At 55.9% G+C, this 23,307-nt stretch carries 13 protein-coding genes and 2 pseudogenes; 13 read left to right on the top strand and 2 right to left on the bottom strand.

Annotated features, from left to right (window positions below):
* Nucleotides 1-125 precede the first annotated feature (125 nt).
* From CA85_RS04085 to CA85_RS26010, 4 genes and pseudogenes are all read left to right on the top strand, one after another.
* Nucleotides 126-2,105: a patatin-like phospholipase family protein gene (locus CA85_RS04085; RefSeq protein ID WP_146390045.1), complete on the top strand. Its 1,980-nt coding sequence runs from the start codon at nt 126-128 to the stop codon at nt 2,103-2,105.
* Nucleotides 2,089-3,000 carry a PDZ domain-containing protein gene (locus CA85_RS04080; protein WP_146390044.1) on the top strand — a complete coding sequence of 304 codons (912 nt, stop codon included), beginning with the start codon at nt 2,089-2,091 and terminating at the stop codon, nt 2,998-3,000. Before CA85_RS04085 ends, CA85_RS04080 begins: the two co-directional genes overlap by 17 nt.
* Nucleotides 3,001-3,053: 53 nt before the next feature.
* Nucleotides 3,054-4,499: pseudogene (locus CA85_RS25585) on the top strand (ISL3 family transposase).
* A 14-nt stretch (nt 4,500-4,513) separates the two neighbouring features.
* Nucleotides 4,514-4,915: pseudogene (locus CA85_RS26010) on the top strand (transposase); the annotation flags it as partial.
* A gap of 129 nt (nt 4,916-5,044) precedes the next feature.
* Here CA85_RS26010 and CA85_RS26005 read toward each other — a convergent pair.
* Both CA85_RS26005 and dnaE read right to left on the bottom strand, forming a co-directional pair.
* Nucleotides 5,045-6,040, bottom strand: a complete 996-nt coding sequence (locus CA85_RS26005; protein WP_315852697.1) for a hypothetical protein — start codon at nt 6,038-6,040, stop codon at nt 5,045-5,047.
* A gap of 293 nt (nt 6,041-6,333) precedes the next feature.
* Entirely contained in the window at nt 6,334-9,930 is a 3,597-nt protein-coding gene (gene dnaE / locus CA85_RS04055; RefSeq protein ID WP_146390040.1) for a DNA polymerase III subunit alpha, read from the bottom strand.
* Nucleotides 9,931-10,256: 326 nt separating this feature from the next.
* Between dnaE and CA85_RS25365 the strand changes: the two genes are divergently transcribed.
* From CA85_RS25365 to CA85_RS04015, 9 genes are all read left to right on the top strand, one after another.
* Nucleotides 10,257-10,637, top strand: a complete 381-nt coding sequence (locus tag CA85_RS25365; protein ID WP_222435401.1) for a DUF1016 N-terminal domain-containing protein — start codon at nt 10,257-10,259, stop codon at nt 10,635-10,637.
* Nucleotides 10,638-10,697: 60 nt separating this feature from the next.
* On the top strand, nt 10,698-10,919 hold the full coding sequence (locus CA85_RS25360) for a hypothetical protein (RefSeq protein WP_222435400.1): 222 nt from the start codon (nt 10,698-10,700) through the stop codon (nt 10,917-10,919).
* Between the two features lie 186 nt (nt 10,920-11,105).
* A complete protein-coding gene (locus tag CA85_RS04045; RefSeq protein WP_146390039.1) occupies nt 11,106-13,538 on the top strand; it encodes a BamA/TamA family outer membrane protein in 2,433 nt (810 codons plus the stop codon).
* A gap of 138 nt (nt 13,539-13,676) precedes the next feature.
* Nucleotides 13,677-15,710: a S46 family peptidase gene (locus tag CA85_RS04040; protein WP_391564841.1), complete on the top strand. Its 2,034-nt coding sequence runs from the start codon at nt 13,677-13,679 to the stop codon at nt 15,708-15,710.
* Between the two features lie 204 nt (nt 15,711-15,914).
* Nucleotides 15,915-17,435: a phytoene desaturase gene (locus tag CA85_RS04035; protein ID WP_146390038.1), complete on the top strand. Its 1,521-nt coding sequence runs from the start codon at nt 15,915-15,917 to the stop codon at nt 17,433-17,435.
* 613 nt (nt 17,436-18,048) lie between these two features.
* On the top strand, nt 18,049-18,726 hold the full coding sequence (locus CA85_RS04030) for an ABC transporter ATP-binding protein (RefSeq protein WP_146390037.1): 678 nt from the start codon (nt 18,049-18,051) through the stop codon (nt 18,724-18,726).
* A gap of 346 nt (nt 18,727-19,072) precedes the next feature.
* Nucleotides 19,073-19,960, top strand: a complete 888-nt coding sequence (locus tag CA85_RS04025) for a DUF58 domain-containing protein (protein WP_146390036.1) — start codon at nt 19,073-19,075, stop codon at nt 19,958-19,960.
* Between the two features lie 153 nt (nt 19,961-20,113).
* Nucleotides 20,114-21,505, top strand: a complete 1,392-nt coding sequence (locus CA85_RS04020; protein WP_146390035.1) for a DUF2314 domain-containing protein — start codon at nt 20,114-20,116, stop codon at nt 21,503-21,505.
* Between the two features lie 149 nt (nt 21,506-21,654).
* Complete coding sequence (locus CA85_RS04015; protein ID WP_146390034.1) at nt 21,655-23,154, top strand: sulfatase family protein; 1,500 nt, start codon at nt 21,655-21,657, stop codon at nt 23,152-23,154.
* Nucleotides 23,155-23,307: the final 153 nt, after the last annotated feature.

Genomic DNA, 23,307 nt, shown 5'->3' with positions numbered 1-23,307 from the left:
CGGCTCACAGTGCCAACCCTAATCTTTAACGCTGACAAACCACTAGTAACATGCCAAAGATTCACCCGGCACTTCATTCCGTGCTTTAGTAAGATAGAGTTAAGATTTCGCCGAAGGACAAGCTGATGCCAGATGATGCGGAAAAACAACTGCAAGGAAATTTAAGTCAGAGCGAGACTGGCGAACTGCCCTTCAAAGAAGCCGACACTGAGCAGCATTCCGACAGTACTGATACGAAATTCACGCTTCTGCTTTCGGGCGGCGGATTTAGGGCGACATTATTTCACCTTGGAGTTATTCGCTATTTAAGGGAAAGTGGGAAGCTAAGTAGTGTCAGCGCTGTCTATTCGGTATCTGGAGGCAGCATCATTGCGGCACACATGGCCCTGCACTGGTCGGACTACACCGGCAGCGAAACGCAGTTTGACCGCGCCGCTTCGGAACTCGTCGCTTTCACACAGATCGGATTGCGTGAGCAGATAGTATACAAGGCTGTCTTGTTTTGGCTTTCCGCACTCGCGACTCTCGTCGTCACAATAACATTTCTGTGGCATCAATTCGAGTTCTCCACAGCAGCGATCGGAGTCGTGTTTGCCGCTTGCATATTTGTGCCATTCGTTCTGTGTTTAGAAAGAAGGCTACGTCCAATTTCGTTTCTAGAGACAGGGTATAGAAAGATCCTTGGACGCAATACACTGAGTGACATTGACAGTAGTGCTCCGCAGTTTCATTTCCTTTCAACAAATCTTACAAACGGAACGGTTTGCTGCTTTACTAATAAAGGGGTCTACCCAGACATTCAAGAAGAAACCCCCCTTGCAGAATCGACGTTTATACCGTCGGATTCCTTGCGGTTGAGTGAATGCGTCGCTGCATCGTCTGCTTTTCCTCCCCTATTCTCTCCTTACCGTTTAAGTCCGCGACGACTAAAAGTCGACGGATCGGTATTTAGCCACACTCAGTTCCTGGCAGATGGTGGCGTCTTTGACAATTTAGCCGTACATGCTTGCCACCAGTTGTCTAGTGGCGGCGGTGCCGTTTTAGTTAGCGACGCAGAGAGAAAATTTGACAAGGTTGTAGGATCTTCTTTTAGGTTTCTGACGAGGCGAGCATCTCGCGCGACCGACATTCTCATGCATCGCGTCAACGGTCTTGAATTCGATTTGCTCCGTTGCCAATCAGATAGCTCAATTCGAAATTCACTTTCAGCGCGACCGATCGATTTTGTCCGTCTGCAGAATGACATTAGAAGTGACGATTCCAGCAAAAACATTTCTTTGTCGCCCGACCTGTATCGCCGCGTTAGGAGGATTAGGACGGACCTCGATGCATTTTCTCCCGTAGAAGTGCAGTTGCTTTATTGTGCAGGACTATTGGCCGCCAGGGCCGTTCTCGACGGAATTCCTGATCTTGGAGATGGAATGACAGCCACGGGGGGAATACCGAGCGGACATGCGAAAACCAGATGGCTTCCTATTAAGAAGCTGCAAGCGTATGACGAAGATGAAACAGCGGCGCTTTTGGAGGTGGGTGAACGCACTAGCTGGGGCAACCAATGGAATCTAAAGTCTGCAGGAACATGGGTTGTGTTCGCACTAGCTGCTGGAGTGTTAATGCTAAATCCACTATCGATTTCGCTTATTCGCAAGCTGTCGATTCGACCGACTAACTTGAAGGTCGAACAGATACTATCGCTTTCTGATGAGATTCCATCAGAGTTTGAGATGCTCATTGCCTTCGCTCAAGAAGGCATGACACAACAAGTTCCACCAAATAAACCCTTAAACTTCTATTTTGTTACCAGCGCGGAATTGGAGGATTCATGCTTCTCGCTCACTCCTTCACGCTTTGGTTTCCAACTAGACCTCAAAACGACGGACGAGATTTTTTATCAGGCAGCATTCCTCTATTTTGAGCGGACAAAGTCCGTTCGGTCGCTAATCGAGCAGAGCAGGAAGCCGGCTCGGTTTGAAGTGGACGAAGCGACAGGCGAAGCAAGGTTGCTTGTGCTTCTAGGTGTTATTTCTGACGCCAAGCAGGCGAGAGAGCTGACTACTTCTGACCTTTTACTTAAAATTGAGGACATCGATGTTACGAGCCATTGAACAGTTTTGCGTGTTCGCTTTGGCGGCCATTGGTCTGATATCTCAAACGATCGCTCAGGAGCATATTGCCATCAACCTTAGTGTCGTTGAGATTGATGAAAATGGTGAGCGGCCGGCTGTTGGCAAGATGGTAATAATTATCCCCAAGGATCAAGGTGTAATGTCAGGGTACACAAATATAAACGGGAAAATCGAGTTCGAATTCGAGCCGACTGAGTCCGTAGTTTTCCGGGTGGGAAAAACCACGCAAAGTGTTCGATTGCAACCTTTGTCAGGTAGGATTTCGCAGAACACCTCCTATATCGACGACAAGAGACGTACGCGCGATCAGGCGTTTTATCCCGCATCGACCAGCGCCGGAGAATTGGATAGCATAAAGGGTATTTTGATTGATATTGAGAACAGAGCAGGCGGCAGACTCATGAATGCTAAAACGCGTGAGTTCGTGCAGTCATTGCGACGAGAAATCATCGAAGCAACCCAGCCTCTGCCCAACCAAGAGGATTGGATACGAGCTCGTGATGCACGCTACCGGAAATTCTTCGTTTCTAGAATTGACTCACTACTTGCACCACCAAGAAGGATGAGGGCGACCTATGAAAGCAACTCAAGCGGCGTCAGGCTGACAGAGGTTGATGGAGGTGGTCCCGCACAGAAGGCAGGCTTGCAGCCTGGAGATGTCGTGACCCATGTGGATAACATCAGTTTGCGAGAGTGCGAAAACTCTTTTGCTTGGCTTATCGCCAACTCACAGTCTCTAGGTATCGAACTCACCGTTCGCTCAAGTGGTCGGGAGCGTACGGTTAATGTCAACCCTGACGGTGATCCACTTTTGTCTACGTCGCCGGTGATAACTGAGCGCGTAGTCTATCCGACAATGTCACCAGATTTTTGAAGTGATCGTTGTTTTTCAGCGTCAAAAACGCTCTTCGTCGTTTGCGTCATTAGATGGCTCTTCAGCCAAATCGGTGGGTGAAAATCGATAGAAACGAGCGGTTGACGGCGACTCGGGAGGGCGGAGAAAGCACACGCTCACAAACGGGCCGTTTTTTTACCTCGCAATCTGATCGGCCTCAACTGCTTGCGCAGGCCGATCAGATTGCGAGGCAAAAAAACTCTCTCTCTCTCGAAGAAAATGAAAAGCACCGCGCCGGGGAAGGTAGTGTTAGTGTTGAGTCTGAAATCGAACACGAACGCAACCAACACACCGACTCGATGCAGCTAAAGACTATCCTGAACCACGTCGAAAAGCAAAAGGGCTTCGTCTACACCGATGCACGTTTCAGCGACGACCAGTCCCTGATCCTGGTCACGCTGAAACCACATGCCCGCAGTCGTCCTGTTTGCAGCGGCTGTCGCAAGAAACGCCCCGGTTACGATACTCGCCCAGTACGACGCTTCGAGTTTGTTCCGCTCTGGGCCATCCCAGTGATCTTTCTCTACACGATGCGTCGGGTGAACTGTCCTGATTGCGGCGTGAAGGTCGAATGGCTTCCCTGGGCTGACGGCAAACATCAATCCACACACAGCTACCGAATCTTCCTGGCATCATGGGCTAAGCGGCTCAACTGGAAAGAAACCGCCGCGATCTTTGGGACGAGCTGGGACACGGTTTATCGAGCCGTAGACTGGGTGGTACGCTGGGGCTTGGTTCACCGTGAAATTGGGGGAATCGAAGCAATCGGAGTCGACGAGATCGCGTATCGACGCGGGCACAAGTACATCACTTTGGTTTACCAAATCGACTCCGATTGTCGCCGTCTGCTCTATGTCGCCCGAGATCGAACCGAACAAAGTCTGCGTGGCTTCTTCAGCGCAGTTTCAGCCTCCTCGATTGAGAGCCTGCGTTTCGTTTGCACGGACATGTGGAAGCAGTACATGAATGTGATCGCGGAGCAAGCATCCGGCGCCGTTCATATCCTCGATCGTTACCACGTGATGAAGAAGTTCGGTGACAAGTTAAATCAAGTTCGCGCCGAAGAGGCTCGGCAGATGAAAGCCGATGGCTACGAGCCGGTGCTCAAGAACTCACGATGATGCCTGCTGAAACGTCCTGAGAACTTAACAGCCAAACAGACAGTGAAGCTCAATGAACTGCTTCAGTACAATCTTCGCAGTGTGAAAGCCTATCTGATGCGAGAAGACTTCTAACGATTCTGGACTTACGAGAGTGCGACGTGGGCGGGAAAGTTTTTGGACCAATGGTGTACTCGGGCCATGCGGTCGAAGATTGAGCCGATGAAAGAGATGGCAGGCACACTGCGTCGCCACCGTGAGCAAATGTTGAATTGGTTTCGGGCCCGGGGAGAGATCTCAAACGGCAGCGTGGAGGGCATGAACAACAGGGAAGAAAAAGGTGGGGAAGAAAAAGGTGACGGGGGTAGTTTTGGCTGATTCAGCCGTTCAGAATGAGCCTTTCTACGCAATCATCCTTGAGGCGAGCCATGCCCCGGCAAAAGCGATCTGACGAAGCGGGGATCATTTATCATGCCCTGAATCGTGGAAATGATCGGAATGAAATTTTCAAGAAGCCTGAGGACTACGATGCGTTCATTCGCATCGTCGATGAAGGATTGCAGAAGTACCCCGTCGAATTGTTCTCATTCAGTCTGATGCCCAATCATTGGCACCTTGTTCTGCGACCAAGGAAAGACGGACAAATAGGACGATTGCTGCGTTGGGTCTCAGCGACTCACACTTTGCGTTATCATGGACATTACCACCGTCACGGATACGGCCACCTTTACCAGTCGAGGTTCAAGAGCTTCCCAGTTCAGAGCGATGAGCATTTTTACGTGGTCTGCCGGTACGTCGAGCGAAACCCTCTACGTGCGTGTCTGGTCGATAAAGCAGAGGACTGGCGACATGGATCACTCCACCGTTGGTGCACACGTCCTGAGCCAACTCCTAAGATCCTCTCGCCGTGGCCGATTCCGCGTTTACGAGACTGGCTCAAGCGTGTTAATGCAGCGCTCACGAAAACGGAACTCGAAGCAATGCGCACGTCGGTCAATCGCGGTCGGCCCTTTGGTGACGAGACCTGGACTGACGAAATTGCGGAAAGGCACGGGCTGTGGTACACCATGCGGTCGGTCGGACGTCCTCGGAAGAAGCTCACGCAATCGAAATGAGCAACATCGCCCAATTATTACCTCCGTCACCTTTTCTTTTCCAATTATTACCTCCGTCACCTTTTCTTTTCCGCTCAGCGCTTCGCTGTCAATGTCCGCTGAGTTTGCCAAGATCACCCGGCGAAAATCAACCACGTCCTGCTCCTTTTTATCTCGCGAGCGATGGGGCGACACCAGGGCGGCGTACTTGGACGCGAGCACGGCTTCCAATGTTGGCAATCGGTTGCCGGTTTCCGCATCGATGATGACGTGCTGATCCAAAATCATGCGTTGAAACTCACCCCAAGGCAGCATCAGATCGATGACGGGTTTCGGGTTGCCTTGCGGATCGAGATCGGCGGGATCGAGAAACCGGATGACTTGAGAGAGCTCGACACGAGTCAACATCGGCCAGGCTGAGGCGATCGCTTTGGCGGCTTTCGCCTTTTCGCTGTCGGGCACCATGACATTAACGTCTTGGGTGGCGCGAGGCATCGGCAAGTAGCCGACCAAGCCATGCAGTCCCATCAACATCCATTTCTTGACGCCGGCGCCACGCAGGCAATCGACGACTTCTCGGGGGGTAACATCCACGCATCCTCTCCCTGTTCGCTGTCGGTAGTCGGACGTCAGCCGAGTGCTGGTCCGCAGCCCGTAGGCGTGCCCCGAGGGTCCCTTGGGATCGCTTTGGTCGACGCCCACAAACCCAGCCGTCACGGCAGCCATCGCCGCATTTCGCTGAGCGAGGTAGTCAGGGCTCTCGTGTTCTGGCGTCTCGTGCACTGACGTCTCGTGTTTTGGGGGCATGTCAAAATCAGCAGCCATCAAGAATCCGGCCACGCAGTTGGAAGGGACCGAGTTGGACTCTCCATTATATCAAGAAACAAACGCAGGATCCCGCACAACGAAAAATCACTTGGTAGCTGCTATTTGTGCGTTCCGACCGGGGCCAGCCCAGCAGACGCGAATGACGAGCATCATTGCTTCCGTCCGGGCTTGTCCCGGCGGAGCACCAACTGCCAGCTACTATCGCTAGAATGAAGATCAATCCTCCATTCTTTCATTCTCCGATCTCCGCTCCGGGCTTGTCCCGGCGGAATCAACGACTTCACGCTAGCTTACCTCTGCGGTTTGCTCATTAGAAGTTTGTAGTGGCCGTGGCCGAGGAGGTCATCGAGTCGCTCGCGGAGCTGGGGGGAGATGTCGACTTTGAACTTGTCGGCGCGGAAGTGCACTGTCTCGCCTTCTTGCAACGCCATCGAGAGATGCAGCTCTTTCGGTCCGGGATAGCCGCGAATAATCTCGCGGACTTTCGAGACCGTGGTCTCATCGTGGTCGGCTTCGTCGAGCCGGATTCGCATGCCGTGGGTGAACTTGTTATCGAGTTCCTCCAGCGGTGTGATTTCGTCGACGATCAAGTTGACTTCGTCACCGCCGCCGCGCCGATCGACTTTGCCTTTGAGCAGCACGACCGCATCGGGCTGGACCCGCTCGCCACACACCGCGAAGCCGCGTGGCCAGAGGATGCAGCGTACATTGCCCTGCATGTCTTCGAGATCAAAGTTCGCGTACTTACTCGGTTGGCCCGGTTTGGGGTTCTTTGTGTGGGCGATTTTGATCGAACTGAGCATGCCGCCGAGGATGACTTCATCGCGATCACCGCACTGGACCAGTGCTTCGGTGGTGTGCGTGCGGAAGGTTGCGAGTTTGGGTTCGAACTCCGCCAGCGGGTGGCTGTGCAGGTAGTACCCGAGCACCTCTTTTTCGGCGAGCAGTTTTTCGCGGTCGGGCCATTCTTCGATATCGGGCAGCGGCACGCCAGCGGTCGCGTCGTCTTCGGAAGATTCCTCTTCCTCATCAAAGGCACCGAACAAACTCGCTTGACCGTGTTTTTTGTCCGCTTGGACGGCCGCACCGGCTTGCAGTGCTCGCTCGACGACGGCGGCGAGCTGGCTGCGTTTGGCACCGAAGCTGTCCATGGCTCCGGCTTTGATCAGCGTTTCGATCGCACTGCGGTTGCAGTCGTGAGGATCGACGCGTTCGCAGAAGTCAAAGATGTCGCGGAACGGTCCGTTCTTTACCCGTTCGGCTTCGATGGAAACCGCCGTCGAACCGCCACAGGCTTTGATCGCCGAGAGGGCGAAGGGGATCTTGTTGTCGGTGACGCTGAAGTCAGCAGCGGAGCTATTGACGTCGGGCGGGATGACTTCGATCTCCATTCGATCGCAGTCCTCCATGTGCTCGACGAGGGCATCCTTGCGTTTGAAGTTTCGCCCCGAAATATCGCTCGAGAGCAGCGCGGCCATGAACTCGGTCGGGTAGTGCGCCTTGAGGTACGCGGTTTGGTAGGCGACGAGCGCGTAGGCGGTACTGTGACTCTTGTTAAAGCCATAGCCTGCGAACTTGACGATGAGATTCCAGATGTCTTCGGCATCTTTTTCGGCGAGTCCATTCCTAACGCTCCCGGCGATGAAGACGTCGTGATTGGCATCGATCAAGGCTTGTTTCTTTTTCGAGATTGCCTTAATGCACGTGTACGCTTTGGCCAACGGCACGTCACCGAGCCGATTGAGAATCCGCATCACCTGCTCTTGGTAGACCATGATCGAGTTGGTCTCTTCCAGGATCTCCTTGAGCACAGGGTGTTTGTATTCGGGTTGTTGCCGACCGTGTTTAATATTGACGTAATCGTCGACCATCCCGCCTTCGAGCGGCCCGGGGCGATAGAGTGCCGCGGTGGCGATGATGTCGTTGAACGTGTCGGGTTTCATCCGCTGCAGCAGGTCGCGGATACCGCCCGATTCGAGCTGGAAGACACCCTTGGTCTCGCCGCGTTGCAGCAGCGCGTAGCTGGGTTTGTCATCGAGCGGGAATTTCAAAGGATCAATCGTTTGGCCCGTCGTTTCTTCGACCAGCTTGACCGTGCGGCTGAGGATGGTCAGGTTCCGCAGGCCGAGAAAATCCATCTTCAGCAGCCCGGAGGCTTCCACGTCGACCATCGCCCACTGCGTGATGACGTCCTGCTTGCCGGGGACGCGGCCGAGCGGCACGTACTCGGTCAGCGGTTTGTCCGCGATCACGACGGCGGCGGCGTGAGTGCCCACGTTCCTTGCCAAGCCTTCGATCTTCATCGCGAGATTGAGCAGCTCGCGGATTTCGGGGTCCCCGTCGTAGACCATCTTCAAATCGGCGCTTTTATCGAGCGCTTTGCTGATCGTGATCTTCAGCTCATCGGGCACCATCTCGGTGATCTGATTGACGCGTGAGAGCGGGATCCCGAGCGCGCGACCGGTGTCCTTGATCGCTGCCTTGGCCGCGAGCGTACCGAACGTGCCGATCTGGCACACCATTTCGTTGCCGTAGCGTTCTTTGACGTAGTCGATGACTTCGATCCGACGTTCTTTTTCAAAGTCGATATCGATATCAGGCGGCTCGGTCCGGCTTTCGTCGAGAAACCGCTCGAAGAGCAAGTCATATCGCAGCGGGCAGACGTGGGACATGTACAGGGCGTAGCACACGATCGCGCCCACGCCGCTGCCCCGAGCCGTTGCCGAAATACCGACGCTGCGGGCGTGATTGACAAAGTCCCAGACGATCAGGAAGTAAGTCGGGTAGCCGAGTTTCTCGATCACGTCGAGTTCCCGGTCGAGCCTCGCCATCACCTCGTCGGACAGCTTGCCATCGACGATCCGTTCGTCATCACCTTCATACCGCTCCATCAATCCCTGTTCGCACAGGTCACGGAGATATTGCAGCGGTGTTTTCTCGTCGGGGCATTCGAAGCCGGGGAAGAAGTACTTGTTGAATTCGATCTCGATATCGACGGTGTCGGCGATCTGTTGGCTGCGGGCGACCGCATCATCGAGTCCCGGGAATTTTTCATACATCTGCTCGGGGCTGCGCAGGAAGAACTGGTCGTTCTCCATCTTCATTCGCGTTTGATCGGTACGAAACCGCCCCGTATTGATGCACAGCATGATGTCCTGTGCCTCGGCGTCTTCGGGATCGACATAGTGGCAATCGCTGGTCGCGACGAGTGGCAATCCCATTTGATTGGCGATCGTGACAGCGCCTTCGAGTTGTTGCCGTTGGATGTCGACTTCGTTGTTCATGATTTCGATGAAGTACCGATCATCGAAGACGTTGTGGAACCAGCCCGCGATTTTCTTCGCTTCCCGTTCGTGTTCTTCCGTCGCGATGCCTTTGAGGATCGCGCGGCTGAACTCACTGCTGACGCAACCTGACAGACAGATGATGCCCTCGCTGTGCTTTTCGAGGATCTCCTTGTCGATCCGCGGTTTGAAGTAAAAACCTTCGAGCGATGCGGCCGAGGCCAGTTTGATCAGGTTTTTGAAGCCCGTGCGGTTCTGAGCGAGCAGGGTCAGGTGGTAGCTCGCCGCCTTGCTGCTGCTGGCGCCGCCCTTGTCGAACCGGCTGCCCGGGGCGATGTAGGCCTCGTAGCCGATGATCGGATTGATGCCGGCATCTTTGGCTTTGCGGTAGAATTCGAGAGCCCCGTGCAAGTTGCCGTGATCGGTCAGGGCGAGCGAGTTCATGCCGTGATCGACGGCGCGATTGACCAGTTTGCCGATATCGCCCGCCCCATCGAGCAGGCTGTAGTGGCTGTGACAGTGTAGGTGGACGAACGGACGGGGCGGTTTGATCGTCCCATCGGCCGCCAAATCGGATGCAGCAGCGGGAATGATGGCGTTCATGGCAGAGTGTTTTTCTGGGGGGATCTCGCCGAAGCGAATCGCGTCGGGGTCAGCTCATCCAACCTAACGCCTCGGCCGAAGTCTGTTCAGAGGCAGGGCCGCAGAAATTTCAAAGCGACGTGAAACCCTGGCGTTCTCGCCGGAATATGCCGCGATAGGCACACGGGGGGGGTGTCTCGTCGGTTGTTCCTCAGCGTTTTAGATCGTCAGGTCTGGTACTTGCTCACATACCAGATTGCTCTCTCAGCAGTGACTATTGGTTACACTGTGACTGGCGTCACTCACAGCGTGAAGCTGAAACTCAGTACCGGATAGACGCGAACGAGATGAAAGACGAATCAGAATTAGCAATCATTGACAGTGACTTGCTTCCCGAAGTCCGAAGACTGATCGACGAGTCGCGAAGGAGGGCGGCGGTGGTGGTCAACGCCGAACTCACCATGCTCTATTGGGACGTCGGAGCGACTGTGCGGGACGTGGTGATGGCGGGTAAACGAGCAAAATATGGAAAGCGGGTAATCGAAAGACTCGCCGAGCGGCTTACCAAACTCTACGGCAAAGGCTGGACCCAGACACAACTGCGGCACTGCCTGCGGACCGTCGAGGCATTTCCTGATCGAGAGATTGTGTACGCACTGCGTACACATTTGAGTTGGACCCATTTTCGTGCATTGATTTTCATCGAGAATCCGCTCCATGCTATTTGAACGAACTGCGATCTCGAAGAAGCCGGACCAGACAATCTCCGCTATCTGGAGAAGCACGAGATGGTTCAAGGCGAGAACCTTCCTGTCGGTTTGATCTTGTGCACGGGTAAGAACGAAGAACACGTTGAGTTGTTGCGTTTAAACGACGCCAACATTCGGGTCGCCGAATACATGACCCAGTTACCCAGTCGCGAACTTCTGCAACAGAAGCTTCACGAATCCATCGCGCGTGCTCGAGCGAACGGATTGCTTGAAACAGAAGTCCCTGACGAGCAAGATTGATTAGGCCGAGCAAGTCATCTCGTTAGGATTGGAATGGCCAAATTGCAAGCCATCGCTTCGAGCTCCCAAAAAACGCTGGATATCTGTCACATATGGGCTGTTTCCAAATGGCTCTCTCTGGCCAGACTCTGCTAATATTCGCGTCCAAGGCTGAATTGCTCACCCCCCATTAATGGAATTGCTTGGATGCTCCACTTACCGCCGCTCTCCCTCTTTCCAGGTTTTCCTTCGGTTTTGGTACGCGGTGGAGTCGTGCTGCTGAGCCTGGTTTTCGTCGCGATGGCCAGGGCCGAGGATCCAGGCGGCGCAGCTGAGCGGCGGCCGGTTGCCGCGGCACGATGGGACGGGATCGAGATCACCGGCAACGAGACTTTCACCGATGAAAGGATCAAGAACGAGCTGTTTGCGGATCCGGAGTTCCTCGGCGCTAACCATCCCTTCGAAAACCACGAGGACTTTGACGAGGTCGTGCAAGATCGGTTGGTCACGGGGTACCAGCATGAAGGCTTTCGCGAAGTTCAAATCGAAGTGACGCAAACAGCAGCCCCCCACCCGCCATCGCCCGCAAAGTGGTTGATTCAGATCGTGGAGGGACCGCGTGTTTTGCGGGGAGGCGTGCGTCTGCTCGGGACGACCGAAATCGATACCGATCGGTTGACCGAGCGGTTGACCAAACGTTTTCCACCGAGCGACGCGATTGCCACGTCGGTCTATGTCAATGATGAGGTCATCACTAAGTGGGTGGACGAGAAAGGGAAGCAGGCCAAATGGGAGAAACCCGTCTGGGATGTTGAGAAGGGCGTACCTTTCGATAACCCCACCGCCATGCATGGGGCGGTCGGCGAAGCCCTATCGGATCTGGGGTACTCCAACCCGCTGGTGGTCGAGGGCTATCAGATCGATGAATCGGGACGGCGCGGTGATCTCGTCATCGATGTGATCGAACTGGGTGAACATGACCGGGCTGAATCGATCGAGATCACGGGCCTAAAAATCAATCGACGGCAACAGGTGCTCGCGTATCTCGGCATCGCGACCGGCGACCCGGTGGACCGCAGGAGCGTGCAGGATATCTCGCAGCGATTGTTCGAGAGCGGGCGTTTTGAAAAGCAAACGGTGAAGTTCGATGCCAAGTCTCAAACATTGCAGATCGTGTTGGATGAGATCGGTGGATTGCCCCGTCTCGATGAGCCGCTCAATGAGAACGCGAAAATACTTCTCAAGGTGAGTCGCTGGTTGAGTGGTATTGGATCCCGGGGTGATGATTTCGAAAGCGAATCGATTCGCGATGGTATGCGGATGCGAACGATCTTCAGCGCCCGAGGCGTGTTCTTTGAAATCGCCGAAGCGGCCGATACGCCCGGCGTCCATGGCGACTTGGCCGCGATGATCGATCGCCGTCAAGTGATGGTCGATCACTCTCGGCTCGACGAGAAACTTCGGGTCGAATTGCACGACGAGGGGCAGATCCTATTCAGTCATCGCATTTCGGCTTCCCCGAAACCGGATAAGTTTTTGGCGTCGCGGTTCAACTTCCATGGAAACGTGCCGCTCAAACGCGGGAGAACTCCGCTGGAGTTCCAATTCCTGTCGACTCCGAGCGACTGGATTCCGCTGGCGTACCAGGACAACGTCTATTTCACTCGCAGTGGCGACGAATTGATCGTCACGCATGATCAGGAGCATATTCACGTCGATGCCAACACGGGACGGATCGACGAGTGGGTGACCGAGGATGGCACGAATCGTTTCGGAACTGGATTGCTGGCCGCAGCGCGGGGCTCACTGAGTGCCAAGATCGCCGAGAAGCCCGTCGTTGATGGGAAGGGGGAACCGCTCTCATCGCTCGTTCAGTATCTGCTCACCGAACCGGTGCTTGACTCAGCCACGCAGTGGGGCAAGGCGTCCGAAGCCGATTCAGCTCAACCGCTCGATAAGCCCACGGCGTCCGCCCTCCGCAAGCTTGCCAGTGGTGGATTGTTCTCACCCCTCGATGTCGTCCGCGACTGGGCCGTCGAAGATGATGGTACGGAGACGTTCCAGATCCCGAGCGGAGGGCTGAAGGCGAAATCGTCCAACGGAATCATGCGAGAGATCGCTGCGCGGCTCACGTTGAAGCACGCTCACCAGTTCTTCGAGGAAGAAACATGGCCGCTGATCTTGACGCGGGAAGTCGCCTTGCTGGTCATTGGCGGGACGAAGCAGTCGGGCAAGGTTTTGCAACAGCTCGTCAATGACGAGGATACCGGTCCGATTGGTCTGACGGCGATTGCGCTGCTGTTAGAATTCGGCAACTCGCCGCCCGAGAGAGTGGAGGCAGTATCCCAGCGGGCACTGAGTCGACTGACGCCCGAAGCGTTCGCCGCCGATATTGAAATCCTCACGCGTAAGATCAACGTCGACACACTCAGCCGATTGCGCGAGAGTTTCCAGTCGCTCACGCCAGCGGAACGTGACGCCTTGGCAGGACTCGTTGACAATGAACACTGGAAACAAGGCGTTCTGCGACTGCACGCGATCGGGCAAGTCGAACATCCAGGGCCGGGGGAAGCCGGGTTCTGGTACCTCGTCTTTCACGGACCGATACAGTCAAGGCTGAATGATCGGATTAGCTATTAGCTTCTTGGGGCTGTTCAAGGTCGAGAACGAAGCGGTATTTTGGGACGTTGGTTTGATGATGATGTCTTGATCCCAAAGAGTGAGTCGTTCGAAATGCGCAGCCGCTTGTTCGCAACCCTGTCCCTGGCGTTTACAGTGATGGCACCTACCTTTCTCAACTCATCCGTCTCCCACGTCCGAGGCGATGAAGGCATGTACCTGTTCAACGACTTGCCGCGGGAGGTGCTCAAGGAACGCTACGACTTCGAACCGTCCCAGCAATGGGCTCATGACCTGCAGCTCTCCTCGGTGCGATTCAATTCAGGTGGATCGGGCTCGTTCGTCTCCTCCAACGGATTGGTATTGACCAATCATCACGTGGCCAGTGACACGTTGCAGAAGATCAGTTCCAAGGAGCAGAACCTGATCGAGGATGGGTTTCTTGCGGAGTCGATCGATGATGAGATCAAGGCGCCCGATCTCGAGCTCAACGTTTTGATCGAGATCGTTGACGTCACCGAGCGTGTCGAGAAGGCCGTGACGACCCCCGATGACGCTGAGGCGGCCGCGAAGCAGCGTCAGGCGGAGTTCAATGCGATTGAAAGTCAATCGTTCGATGCCACAGGACTCCGCAGTGATGTGGTGACGTTGTTTGGCGGAGCCCGCTATCACCTCTATCGCTATAAAAAGTACACCGATGTGCGCTTAGTTTGGGCACCGGAAACCGCGGCGGCCTTCTTCGGCGGTGACGCGGATAATTTCGAGTACCCCCGCTACAACTTGGACGCCACTTTGATGCGGGTCTACGAAGACGGTGAGCCTGCCAAGATCGATCATTTCTTGCGTTGGAGTCCGACCCCGGTCGCTGCCGGCGATTTGGTTTTCGTCAGTGGACACCCGGGCCGCACACAACGAATTTTCACCGTCGAGGCACTCGAGTACTTACGCGATCACCGCTTGCCCTTCGTGTTGGATTTCTTGCGACGCAAAGAAATTCTCTTTCAGCAATACCGGCTCGAAAGTGAAGAGGCGGCACGGCGAGGGCGAGACGAGTTGTTTGGTCTTCAAAACGCTCGCAAAGCCTACACGGGGATGCTGGCGGGGCTCCAGGATCCGCAAACGATCGCAGGACGGCGTGAACAACAGGATCGCCTGACGGCCGAGGCATCAGCCAATCCGGACCTCAAACCACTGGTGAAGGCATGGGATGAGATCGCGGAAATACAGAGCGAAAAGGCGGAGCAGTTGCCGAGATCGGTTTCACTCCGCAGTGACGTGTTTCAATACGCATTGTCCATTCTGCTGCTCGCCCAAGAGGATCAAAAGCCTAATGCCGATCGGTTGGCGGAGTACTCCGACGCCGGCCGCGATTCGTTGCTGACGCGTTTGACGAGTACCGCACCGCTTTACGACGATGTGCAGCGTGTGAAGTTGGCAGACGAGATTGCATTGTTACTCGAACACCGAGGAATGAGCGATCCACTCGTGGTCGAAATTTTGGCCGGCCGTTCGCCACATGAAGTCGCCGCTGAAATCATTGACGGCACCCGCCTGGACGATTCCGAGACGCGTCGGGAACTGATCGAAGGCGGGTTGGATGCCGTGCTCAGCAGCGACGATCCCGCCATCAAGCTGGCGCGGATCATCGAGCCGGAATACCGACGCTTGCGTTCGATCGACGATCAACTCAGCGAACGCGAGAAGCAGGCCTATGCAGAGGTTGCCCGCGTGACAACGGCGGTGGAAGGGACAACGGGATACCCCGACGCCACGTTCACCTTGAGGCTGGCCTTCGGCGCTGTCAAAGGGTACCGCGAAAACGGTTCGGATATCGAGCCGACCACCGATTTTGCGGGCGCGTTCCAGCACGCGGCCGAGCATGCCGGGCAAGAGGATTTTGATCTACCGGCCAGCTGGATGGAGGCGAAAGAGGAAAACAAGATCGATCTCTCGACCCAACTCAACTTCGTCTGCACGGCAGACATCATCGGCGGCAACAGCGGCTCGCCGGTCGTCAATCGTGATGGGGCATTGGTCGGATTGATTTTCGACGGCAACATCCAAAGTCTCACCAGCGATTATCTCTACACCGATCAGCAGGCCCGGGCTGTGAGTGTTTCGGGAGTCGGTATCCAGGAAGCCCTGCGGGCGATTTACAATGCCAAGGATCTCGCTGATCAGCTGGGCCGGTAGCGTTCTTCCGGGATTGGAGTGGCAGCGTTGAGGCGGTCCAGAATATGGGGTGTCGCTGAAGCGAACGCACGGCAATAATCCTCGCAGTTTTCTTGCGGCCTGAGAAATGCTCGCCGGGTCGACATGAGAAATTCGATAGCTGGTTAAGCAATACTGGGCCTCCGAAATGGCCTGAGATGGGAATCGATGCCAAGTACAGAATCCGTGCCCCCGAGGAAAGTCGTCATTGTTGGTGCGGGGCCTGGCGGGCTGGCCGCTGCCATGCAGCTCGCTCAAGCCGGTTGCGACGTGACGGTGCTCGAGCGGCGTGATCGTGTGGGCGGACGGACGTCGGCCATCGAGATCGACGGATTTCGCTTCGATTGTGGCCCCACGTTCTTTCTGTATCCCCGCGTGCTCGCGGAGATTTTCCAGTCGACTGGGCGGGATCTGATGGAGGAGGTGCCGATGAAACGCCTCGAACCCCAGTACCGGTTGACCTTTGGCGGTCCCGCCGGTGGCGTGCTCGACTGCACCGCCGACATGGCTGAAATGGATCGCCAGATCGCGGAGTTTGCTCCGCGTGATGTCGGGCAACTGCAACGCTACATGGATGACAATCGAGTCAAACTCGCCAAGTTCCGGCCGATCCTCGAATCCCCGTTCAGCTCTCCACTGGATTTGTTGCGTCCTTCGCTACTCGCGGCGGCGTCTAAGCTGCACCCGCTGCGCAGTCTCGGCAAGGAACTCGGGCGATACTTCAGCGATCCTCGCTTGGTCGTCGCCTTTGCGTTTCAGGCGAAGTATCTAGGAATGTCGCCCTTCAATTGCCCGAGCCTCTTCAGCATTCTTTCGTTTCTCGAATACGAATACGGCGTCTGGCATCCGATCGGTGGCTGCGCCCGCGTGAGCGAGCGGATGGCTGAAATCGCTCGTCAGATGGGTGTCGATATTCGCTTGAATGAGCCCGTCGAGTCGATCGAGTTGGAGGGGAAACGTGTGACGGCCCTGCGCTGCGGGGAGAACCGCTACGAAGCCGATGCCTTCGTCGTCAACGCTGATTTCGCTGATTGGATGACCAAGACCGTCCCCAATGAGCTGCGTCGGCGGTGGACGGATGAGAAGATCGAGAAAAAGAAATTCTCCTGCAGCACGTTCATGCTGTATCTCGGTATCGAAGGCCGATACGACGATCTTCCGCACCACAACATTCACATCAGCGAAACCTACGACCGCAATCTCCGCGAGATTGAGCTGGATCATGTGCTCAGCGAGGATCCTTCGATCTATTTGCAGAACGCGTGTGTGACCGATCCCAGTTTGGCGCCCGAGGGATGCTCGACTTTGTATGTATTGGTCCCCGTCTCGCACCAAACCGAGAACATTGATTGGTCGACCCAGGCTGATGGATTTCGTGAAAAGGCACTCGACCAGCTCGCCGCCATGGGGCTGGATGACATTCGCGACCGTATTCGCGTCGAGCACCGCATCACCCCCGACGATTGGGTCAGCGACTACGCCATTCACCGCGGCGCCACCTTCAACCTGGCACATAACCTGGGCCAGATGCTGCATCAGCGTCCGCAGAACCGATTCGACGAGCTCGACGGAGTGTACTTGGTAGGCGGCGGGACGCACCCCGGTAGCGGATTGCCGGTGATCTACGAATCCAGCCGAATCAGTTCGCGTCTGCTGCTACAAGACCTCGGCATGTCAACCGATTTCATCGAGGAGGCAGCGGGGTGAACGCCCCATTTTTCTAGTCACAAAACGGGGGTTCCTGTTAGACAAGTTTTCCAAGGGACGCCGATTCTATTGCTGATGATTTATTGTCAGTTCCTCAGGACCGTGCCGGATGTCCCGAGTCCCGCAAGGGACGTAAGCTCTCTGCCGGGGACGAAAGTCCCCGGAAAAACGGGAACCACGAGGCAAAGTCCCGAAAGGGACGACAGCGGCGCAGACGGGCGCGTTAACTGGTCTCTGCTGACGCCCCTGCCGGGGCTGGAGCAGAGGTTGCAGGCTGGACCGGTGACTGGCGTCACCGGCATTGGGCTGCCGTCCCTGTCGGGACTTTGCATCATTGCTGGCGAGACCATGCCGACATGCAATGACGTTTCCGGTGGTGTTCGCTCCGCTCAAACCACCGGCTATTCTCTTCAACGCCTTCGGCGTAGGAACATTTGTGGGTGATTAGCAGCTCGTCGCCTCGTTTGGTGATTTACCTTTTTCGGCGTATCATTACCGATTCGTCATTTCATGTCTGTCGGCGCCGGCGTCGGGCAAGCTGGCATGGAATCCGATTTTGTGAGCAACTGACAGCGTGTCGCGACGCTGACTACGATCCCCCGAGAAACAAGCCATGCTAGAAGTCCAAGATCTGAGCAAAACCTATCAGAGCGGCGGGCAACCTCTGCGAGTTCTCGACGGTCTGTCGCTTACGTTGCAACCGGGCCAGTCGGCGGCGATCGTCGGGCCGAGTGGTAGTGGCAAGACTACCTTGCTGCAGATTCTCGGCACGCTGGATTCGCCCGATAGCGGCAGTGTTCAGATCAACGATACCGATCCGTTTGCGATGGATGAAAAGCAACGCGCGGTGTTTCGCAATCAAACGATCGGATTTGTTTTTCAAGACCATCATCTGCTGCCGCAATTGTCGGTGGTGGAAAACGTATTGATCCCTGCCTTAGCCGTCGGGACAGCCACGGACGCACATCTAGAACGAGCCGAGACGCTGATCGAGGCAGTTGGGCTGAAGGATCGCAGTACCCACTTGCCGGGAGAGTTGTCCGGCGGGGAGCGTGAGCGGGTGGCGATCGCGCGATCGCTGCTAATGCGTCCGACGCTGATTCTCGCCGACGAACCGACGGGGAATCTCGACGCGAAAACAGCTGCGGGGATCACCGAGGTCCTGTTGCGATTGCAAGCCGATGAGAATGCGGTGTTGGTCGCGGTCACCCATTCGGAGTCGCTCGCTGAGGCGATGCAAAGTCAATTTGAACTCGTCGAAGGGCAGCTCGTCGAACGTGCAGCTGTGTGATTGTCGATTTTTCGAGGCCGCTGGGGTGGACGCGGTTCAGCACAGACGGGCGGAGCCGTCTGGCTACAATGACTTTGGCACGTTAAACGGGAAGCGTTTTGGTAACTGGGGCTAGCGTCTGCCGGCTCATGCAGTAGGTTCAGCTCAGACGGGCGGAGCCGTCTGGCTACATTGACTTTGGCACGTTAAACGGGAAGCGTTTTGGTAATTGGGGCTAGCGTCTGCCGGCTCATGCAGTAGGTTCAGCTCAGACGGGCGGAGCCGTCTGGCTACAATGACTTTAACATGTCAAACGCGAAGCGTTTTGGCGGCTCATGCTTCAAGCAATTTGCTCTTACTCACGCTTATGTCTAAAACTCTCTCTCCCGAAGCGCTGCAGAACATCAAACGGCTCGATTTGCGGGCGAGGATGGTCGTGCGCGGGTTTCTCCAGGGGTTGCACACGAGCCCGCTGCAAGGTTTTTCCGTTCAGTTTAGTGAGCACCGGCGGTACAATCGCGGCGACGATCCCAAGCTCATCGATTGGTTGGTCTATGCGAAGACGGACAAGCACTACATCAAGCGGTTTGAGGCCGAAACGAACCTGACGGGCTATCTCGTCATGGATCTTTCGAAGTCGATGGGATTCAGCGAACGTCAATCGATGACGAAGTTTGAATACGCGACTTGCTTGGCCGCCTCGCTGACCTACCTGATGACGATGCAGAAGGACCCAGTGGGCTTGCTGACCTTTCGCGATAAATTGCGAGCCGTGCTACCGGCCCGCAGTCGCCGGGGGCATCTCGCTGATGTGATGGCTGCTCTGTCCGCGATGACGCCCGACGGCACCACGGATCTTTCGGCCAGCCTCGTGCAGGTAGCCGCGATGTTGCGGCAGCATAGTCTCGTGATGTTGTTCTCCGACCTGCTCGGTGATCCGGCCGAAGTGTTATCGGCCTTGGGAAAGATCCGGCACAGTGGGCATGATGTGATCGTCTTCCATGTCATGGACGAAGCCGAAGTGCATTTCCCATACGAAGGTCCCGTCGAGTTCGAGGACCCGGAAACCGGCGAAGTGGTGACCGTCGATGCCACCGGCTTCCGTGAGGAATACCTCAGCGGTCTCGAGAGCTTCCGTGAAACGTACCGGGAGGGCTGTAGCAAGCTGCGGATCGACTATGTCCCGTTGGACACGAGTATGCCCTTTGACAAAGCCCTCACTGAGTACTTGCAACAGCGACAGGCTCGGTTTTAAGCAGGGCGGTTTCGATCTTGGCAACCCCAACTGCGTGTCACGATCGCCTGTCTGCTGGTGTACAATTCGCGTAGCGTTTTTCTCGCTATTCGTCTGTCTGTCCAGGTGGCTCTGGCGAACGAAACAGGGCCAGTTCTCAAGAAGGTTGGATCATTGAAGCCTCTACTACAAAAACCTCGGTTTGGACTGGCTTGGACCAGCATCTGGGCCGCAGTAATCGGAGGGCTGCTGCTTGCGGTAGGGCTGATGAACTGGCCCAACCCGACGATTGTGGTCTTTGGTAGTGTCTTCCTGCTGATTGGGATCCTAATTTGGCAGGAATCGCGAGCTGGTTTGTGGGTGGGTGTGTTCGCCTTTGGAGCGATGACCGTACTGCATACCGTCCGCATGGTGGGCGATTTTCACTGGCGCTACCTGATTTACTGCATCGCCTTCGCTCAGCTTTGCTACGAGTGTTTTCAAGGGCTCAGGCAGCTCGATGATGCTGAAATGTTCAATCAGCCATTGAACAGGAGTATGCAACTGAATTCGCCCAACGCGGGCGATCGTGCCAAAGACTCGAGTGCCAGCGGCGCTGCTGGCGACGAGGCTGATGGCGATCGACCGATGATCTCGCTCGTGCTCTTGCAGCGAAAGCAAAAGTACCTGGAAGACTTTATCGTGACCAAGCTTGTGGAAGCTTCCTGGGGAGGTGATTACTCCAGTACCTCTGATGCGGAGGGAAACGAGGGTGAATCCGAGGAGGCCGACGACGAGGGAACGCCAACCGGTGATGGGTTTGTGGTTGGTGAAAGCCCATTGTTCGTCATCAAGTCCCCGGCGGGTATGTATCTGGTTCACAACATGGATACCGAATACTGGGAGGACAAAGCAGAGGTCGTCGATGCGATCGGGGAGCTACGACTGCGAAAAGCAGTAGAGGATCACCACGCCTGGTTAGCCGTCGATATGCTCACCCCGGACGAGGAACGCCCTGACATGCAGGAAGCGTATTGGAAGGTGGCTCAGTTGCTTGTGGCGCTAGCTGACGAAGACACCTTGGCCGTCGTCCGGCCGGAATCGATGGATATCCATGTTTGGTCCGATGAGGTGGCTGAGCAATTGCTGACGCCAGGTGCGTATAAAGAGCTGGCGCAGTTCGACGATGCTCCCGTGATCCCCATTGCCGACGACGATCCAGCGATGCAAGCCGCCGTGGCCACCGCTCGGGAGCGGTGGCCCGAGTTCGTCGCCGCTTTTGAGCAAAGAGAAGGATCGCCCAGTCCCGATGAAGACTCCGGATTTGTGGTCAAAGCACGGATCACTGCGGGCGATTCAACTGAGTACATCTGGGTCGACGTGATCGGACTGGAACCGCGCTATGTCCACGGCAACCTCGCCAATGATCCTGTCGATTTGGGGGACCTTAAACTTGGCAGCCAGGTGGAGTTCCCGATCGAAGATGTTTGGGATTGGTGTTACTTTGACGATGGTCAACCCGTGGGACTGTTCAGTCTCGAAGCGATTCGACAAAGCCAAGAGGGCGTAGAAGAATCGGGCGAATGAATGAAGTGCCATTCAAACTTCGCTTTCCCACTTTCGCTTGCGCAGAGCACGCGTCACGCTTTATGCTGTTGGCGATTGAGCCGACGTTTACTACCGCAGCGGGCGTCCGCGCCACTGCATTCTCGAAAATTTGTTGCAGTTGATTGATTATGAATGCTTTCTACTTACACGTCGCCATCATGCTGCTCGGCGGTGTGATTTTATCGACCGCTGCCGAGGCCGATGAACGCCCCAATATCCTGTATGTCGTCACTGACGATCAGGCTCCCTGGGCGATGGGGTGTGCGGCCGGTGACCGTGGTCACGATTCGGTGCCGATGCCAGCGACACCCAATATGGATCGCTTGGCTCGGGAGGGGGCTCGTTTTCGCAATTTCCTTTGCGCCACCCCGGTTTGCAGCCCCGCCCGGGTTGCACTTGCGACTGGGCGGTACGCCAGCGAGTTTGGCATCAAGGACTTCATTCCCAGTCCCGGCCATAAACTGTTTGACCCCGATGAACAAAGTTCGCTCGATCCCGAAGCCAGTGTGACGTTTGCCGAGCTGCTGCATGACGCGGGCTACTACACCGGGTTGGTCGGCAAGTGGCATTTGGGCGATTGGACACTCCCCGGCCAGGAGAAGTATCATCCGACCAATCAAGGGTATGATTACTTCATGGGGCTCACCTCCGGTGGCACGTCGCCTTCCGATCCGATGCTCGAAAAGGACGGTGTCGAGCAAGAACGCAGCGGCTTGACCACAGATCTGCTCACCGACGATGCCTTAGGATTTCTCCAGACTGCCGCCGCTCGGGAGGAGCCGTTTCTATTAAGCTTCCATACCCGTGCCCCCCACGGAAAATGGCTTCCCGTTGCACCGGAGGACTGGCAGCCCTATGCAGAAATGGATCCGGCCGTTCCCAGCTATCCGGGGTTGAATATTGCCAAGGTCAAAAAGAGCATGCGTGAGTACCTCGCCAGCACATCGGGGGTGGACCGCAATTTGGGACGCCTGCTCGCTGAACTCGACCGGCTCGACCTGAGTGACAACACAGTCGTGATTTTCACTTCCGATCATGGCTACAACATGGGGCACAATGGGATCGTGCATAAGGGCAACGGGATTTGGGCAACGAACAAGCGTCCGCCGGGGGAGTTTCATCGTGGCACGCGAGTGATCTCGGATAAGTACCGGCCAAACCTATACGATTTATCGCTCCGCGTGCCTGCTATCGTCCGGTGGCCGGGCGAGATCCAGTCGGGACAAGTGATTGACGAGACGGCGACACATCTCGATCTCTTCCCCACGTTACTGGCGATGGCGGACGTTGACGCACCGGTTGACTTGCCTCTGCGCGGACGCAGCCTCATGCCACTGCTGCAGGGAGAGGCGGCCGATAGTTGGAACGAAGAGTACTTCGGCCAATACAGCATGATTCACTACGCCGAGGCAACGATGCGCTGTCTACGCACGCCCGAGTACAAGCTGATTCGTGATTTTCAGAATGATCAGCGAGATGAGTTTTATGATCTCCGCAACGATCCCGAAGAGAACGAGAACCTGATTGAGACTGATGATCCCGTGCTCCGGCAAGTGATCGAGGATATGCACCAGCGGATGTTGATCCGAATGGACGAGATCGGCGACCGGGCAATGCATGCGAATTAGGTGCCGCAACGAGCTGTCGATTGAATCGACGTTGGCCTCGCAGTGTTGACCCGAGTGCCGTGAGGACCCGGGTAACGCCGCCCACCCGTCCGCTTACGCGCCGTCGGCTCACTGAGTCCACGCCATTCGAGTTCGGCTGCGTTTCTCTCGGCA

The organism is Allorhodopirellula solitaria, from assembly GCF_007859855.1.
GTDB lineage: Bacteria > Planctomycetota > Planctomycetia > Pirellulales > Pirellulaceae > Rhodopirellula > Rhodopirellula solitaria.
Note: the sequence above shows the minus strand (reverse complement) of the source record. Positions and strands in the feature narration are given on the sequence as shown.

Bases quoted from the DNA above. Each gene is read 5' to 3' on its own strand.
- CA85_RS25365 (WP_222435401.1), top strand. From the start codon at position 10,257: ATGAAAGACGAATCAGAATTAGCAATCATTGACAGTGACTTGCTTCCC.
- CA85_RS04025 (WP_146390036.1), top strand. From the start codon at position 19,073: ATGTCTAAAACTCTCTCTCCCGAAGCGCTGCAGAACATCAAACGGCTC.
- CA85_RS26005 (WP_315852697.1), bottom strand. From the start codon at position 6,040: ATGGCTGCTGATTTTGACATGCCCCCAAAACACGAGACGTCAGTGCAC.
- CA85_RS25360 (WP_222435400.1), top strand. From the start codon at position 10,698: ATGGTTCAAGGCGAGAACCTTCCTGTCGGTTTGATCTTGTGCACGGGT.
- CA85_RS04030 (WP_146390037.1), top strand. From the start codon at position 18,049: ATGCTAGAAGTCCAAGATCTGAGCAAAACCTATCAGAGCGGCGGGCAA.
- CA85_RS04040 (WP_391564841.1), top strand. From the start codon at position 13,677: ATGGCACCTACCTTTCTCAACTCATCCGTCTCCCACGTCCGAGGCGAT.
- CA85_RS04080 (WP_146390044.1), top strand. From the start codon at position 2,089: ATGTTACGAGCCATTGAACAGTTTTGCGTGTTCGCTTTGGCGGCCATT.
- dnaE (WP_146390040.1), bottom strand. From the start codon at position 9,930: ATGAACGCCATCATTCCCGCTGCTGCATCCGATTTGGCGGCCGATGGG.
- CA85_RS04015 (WP_146390034.1), top strand. From the start codon at position 21,655: ATGAATGCTTTCTACTTACACGTCGCCATCATGCTGCTCGGCGGTGTG.
- CA85_RS04045 (WP_146390039.1), top strand. From the start codon at position 11,106: ATGCTCCACTTACCGCCGCTCTCCCTCTTTCCAGGTTTTCCTTCGGTT.
- CA85_RS04085 (WP_146390045.1), top strand. From the start codon at position 126: ATGCCAGATGATGCGGAAAAACAACTGCAAGGAAATTTAAGTCAGAGC.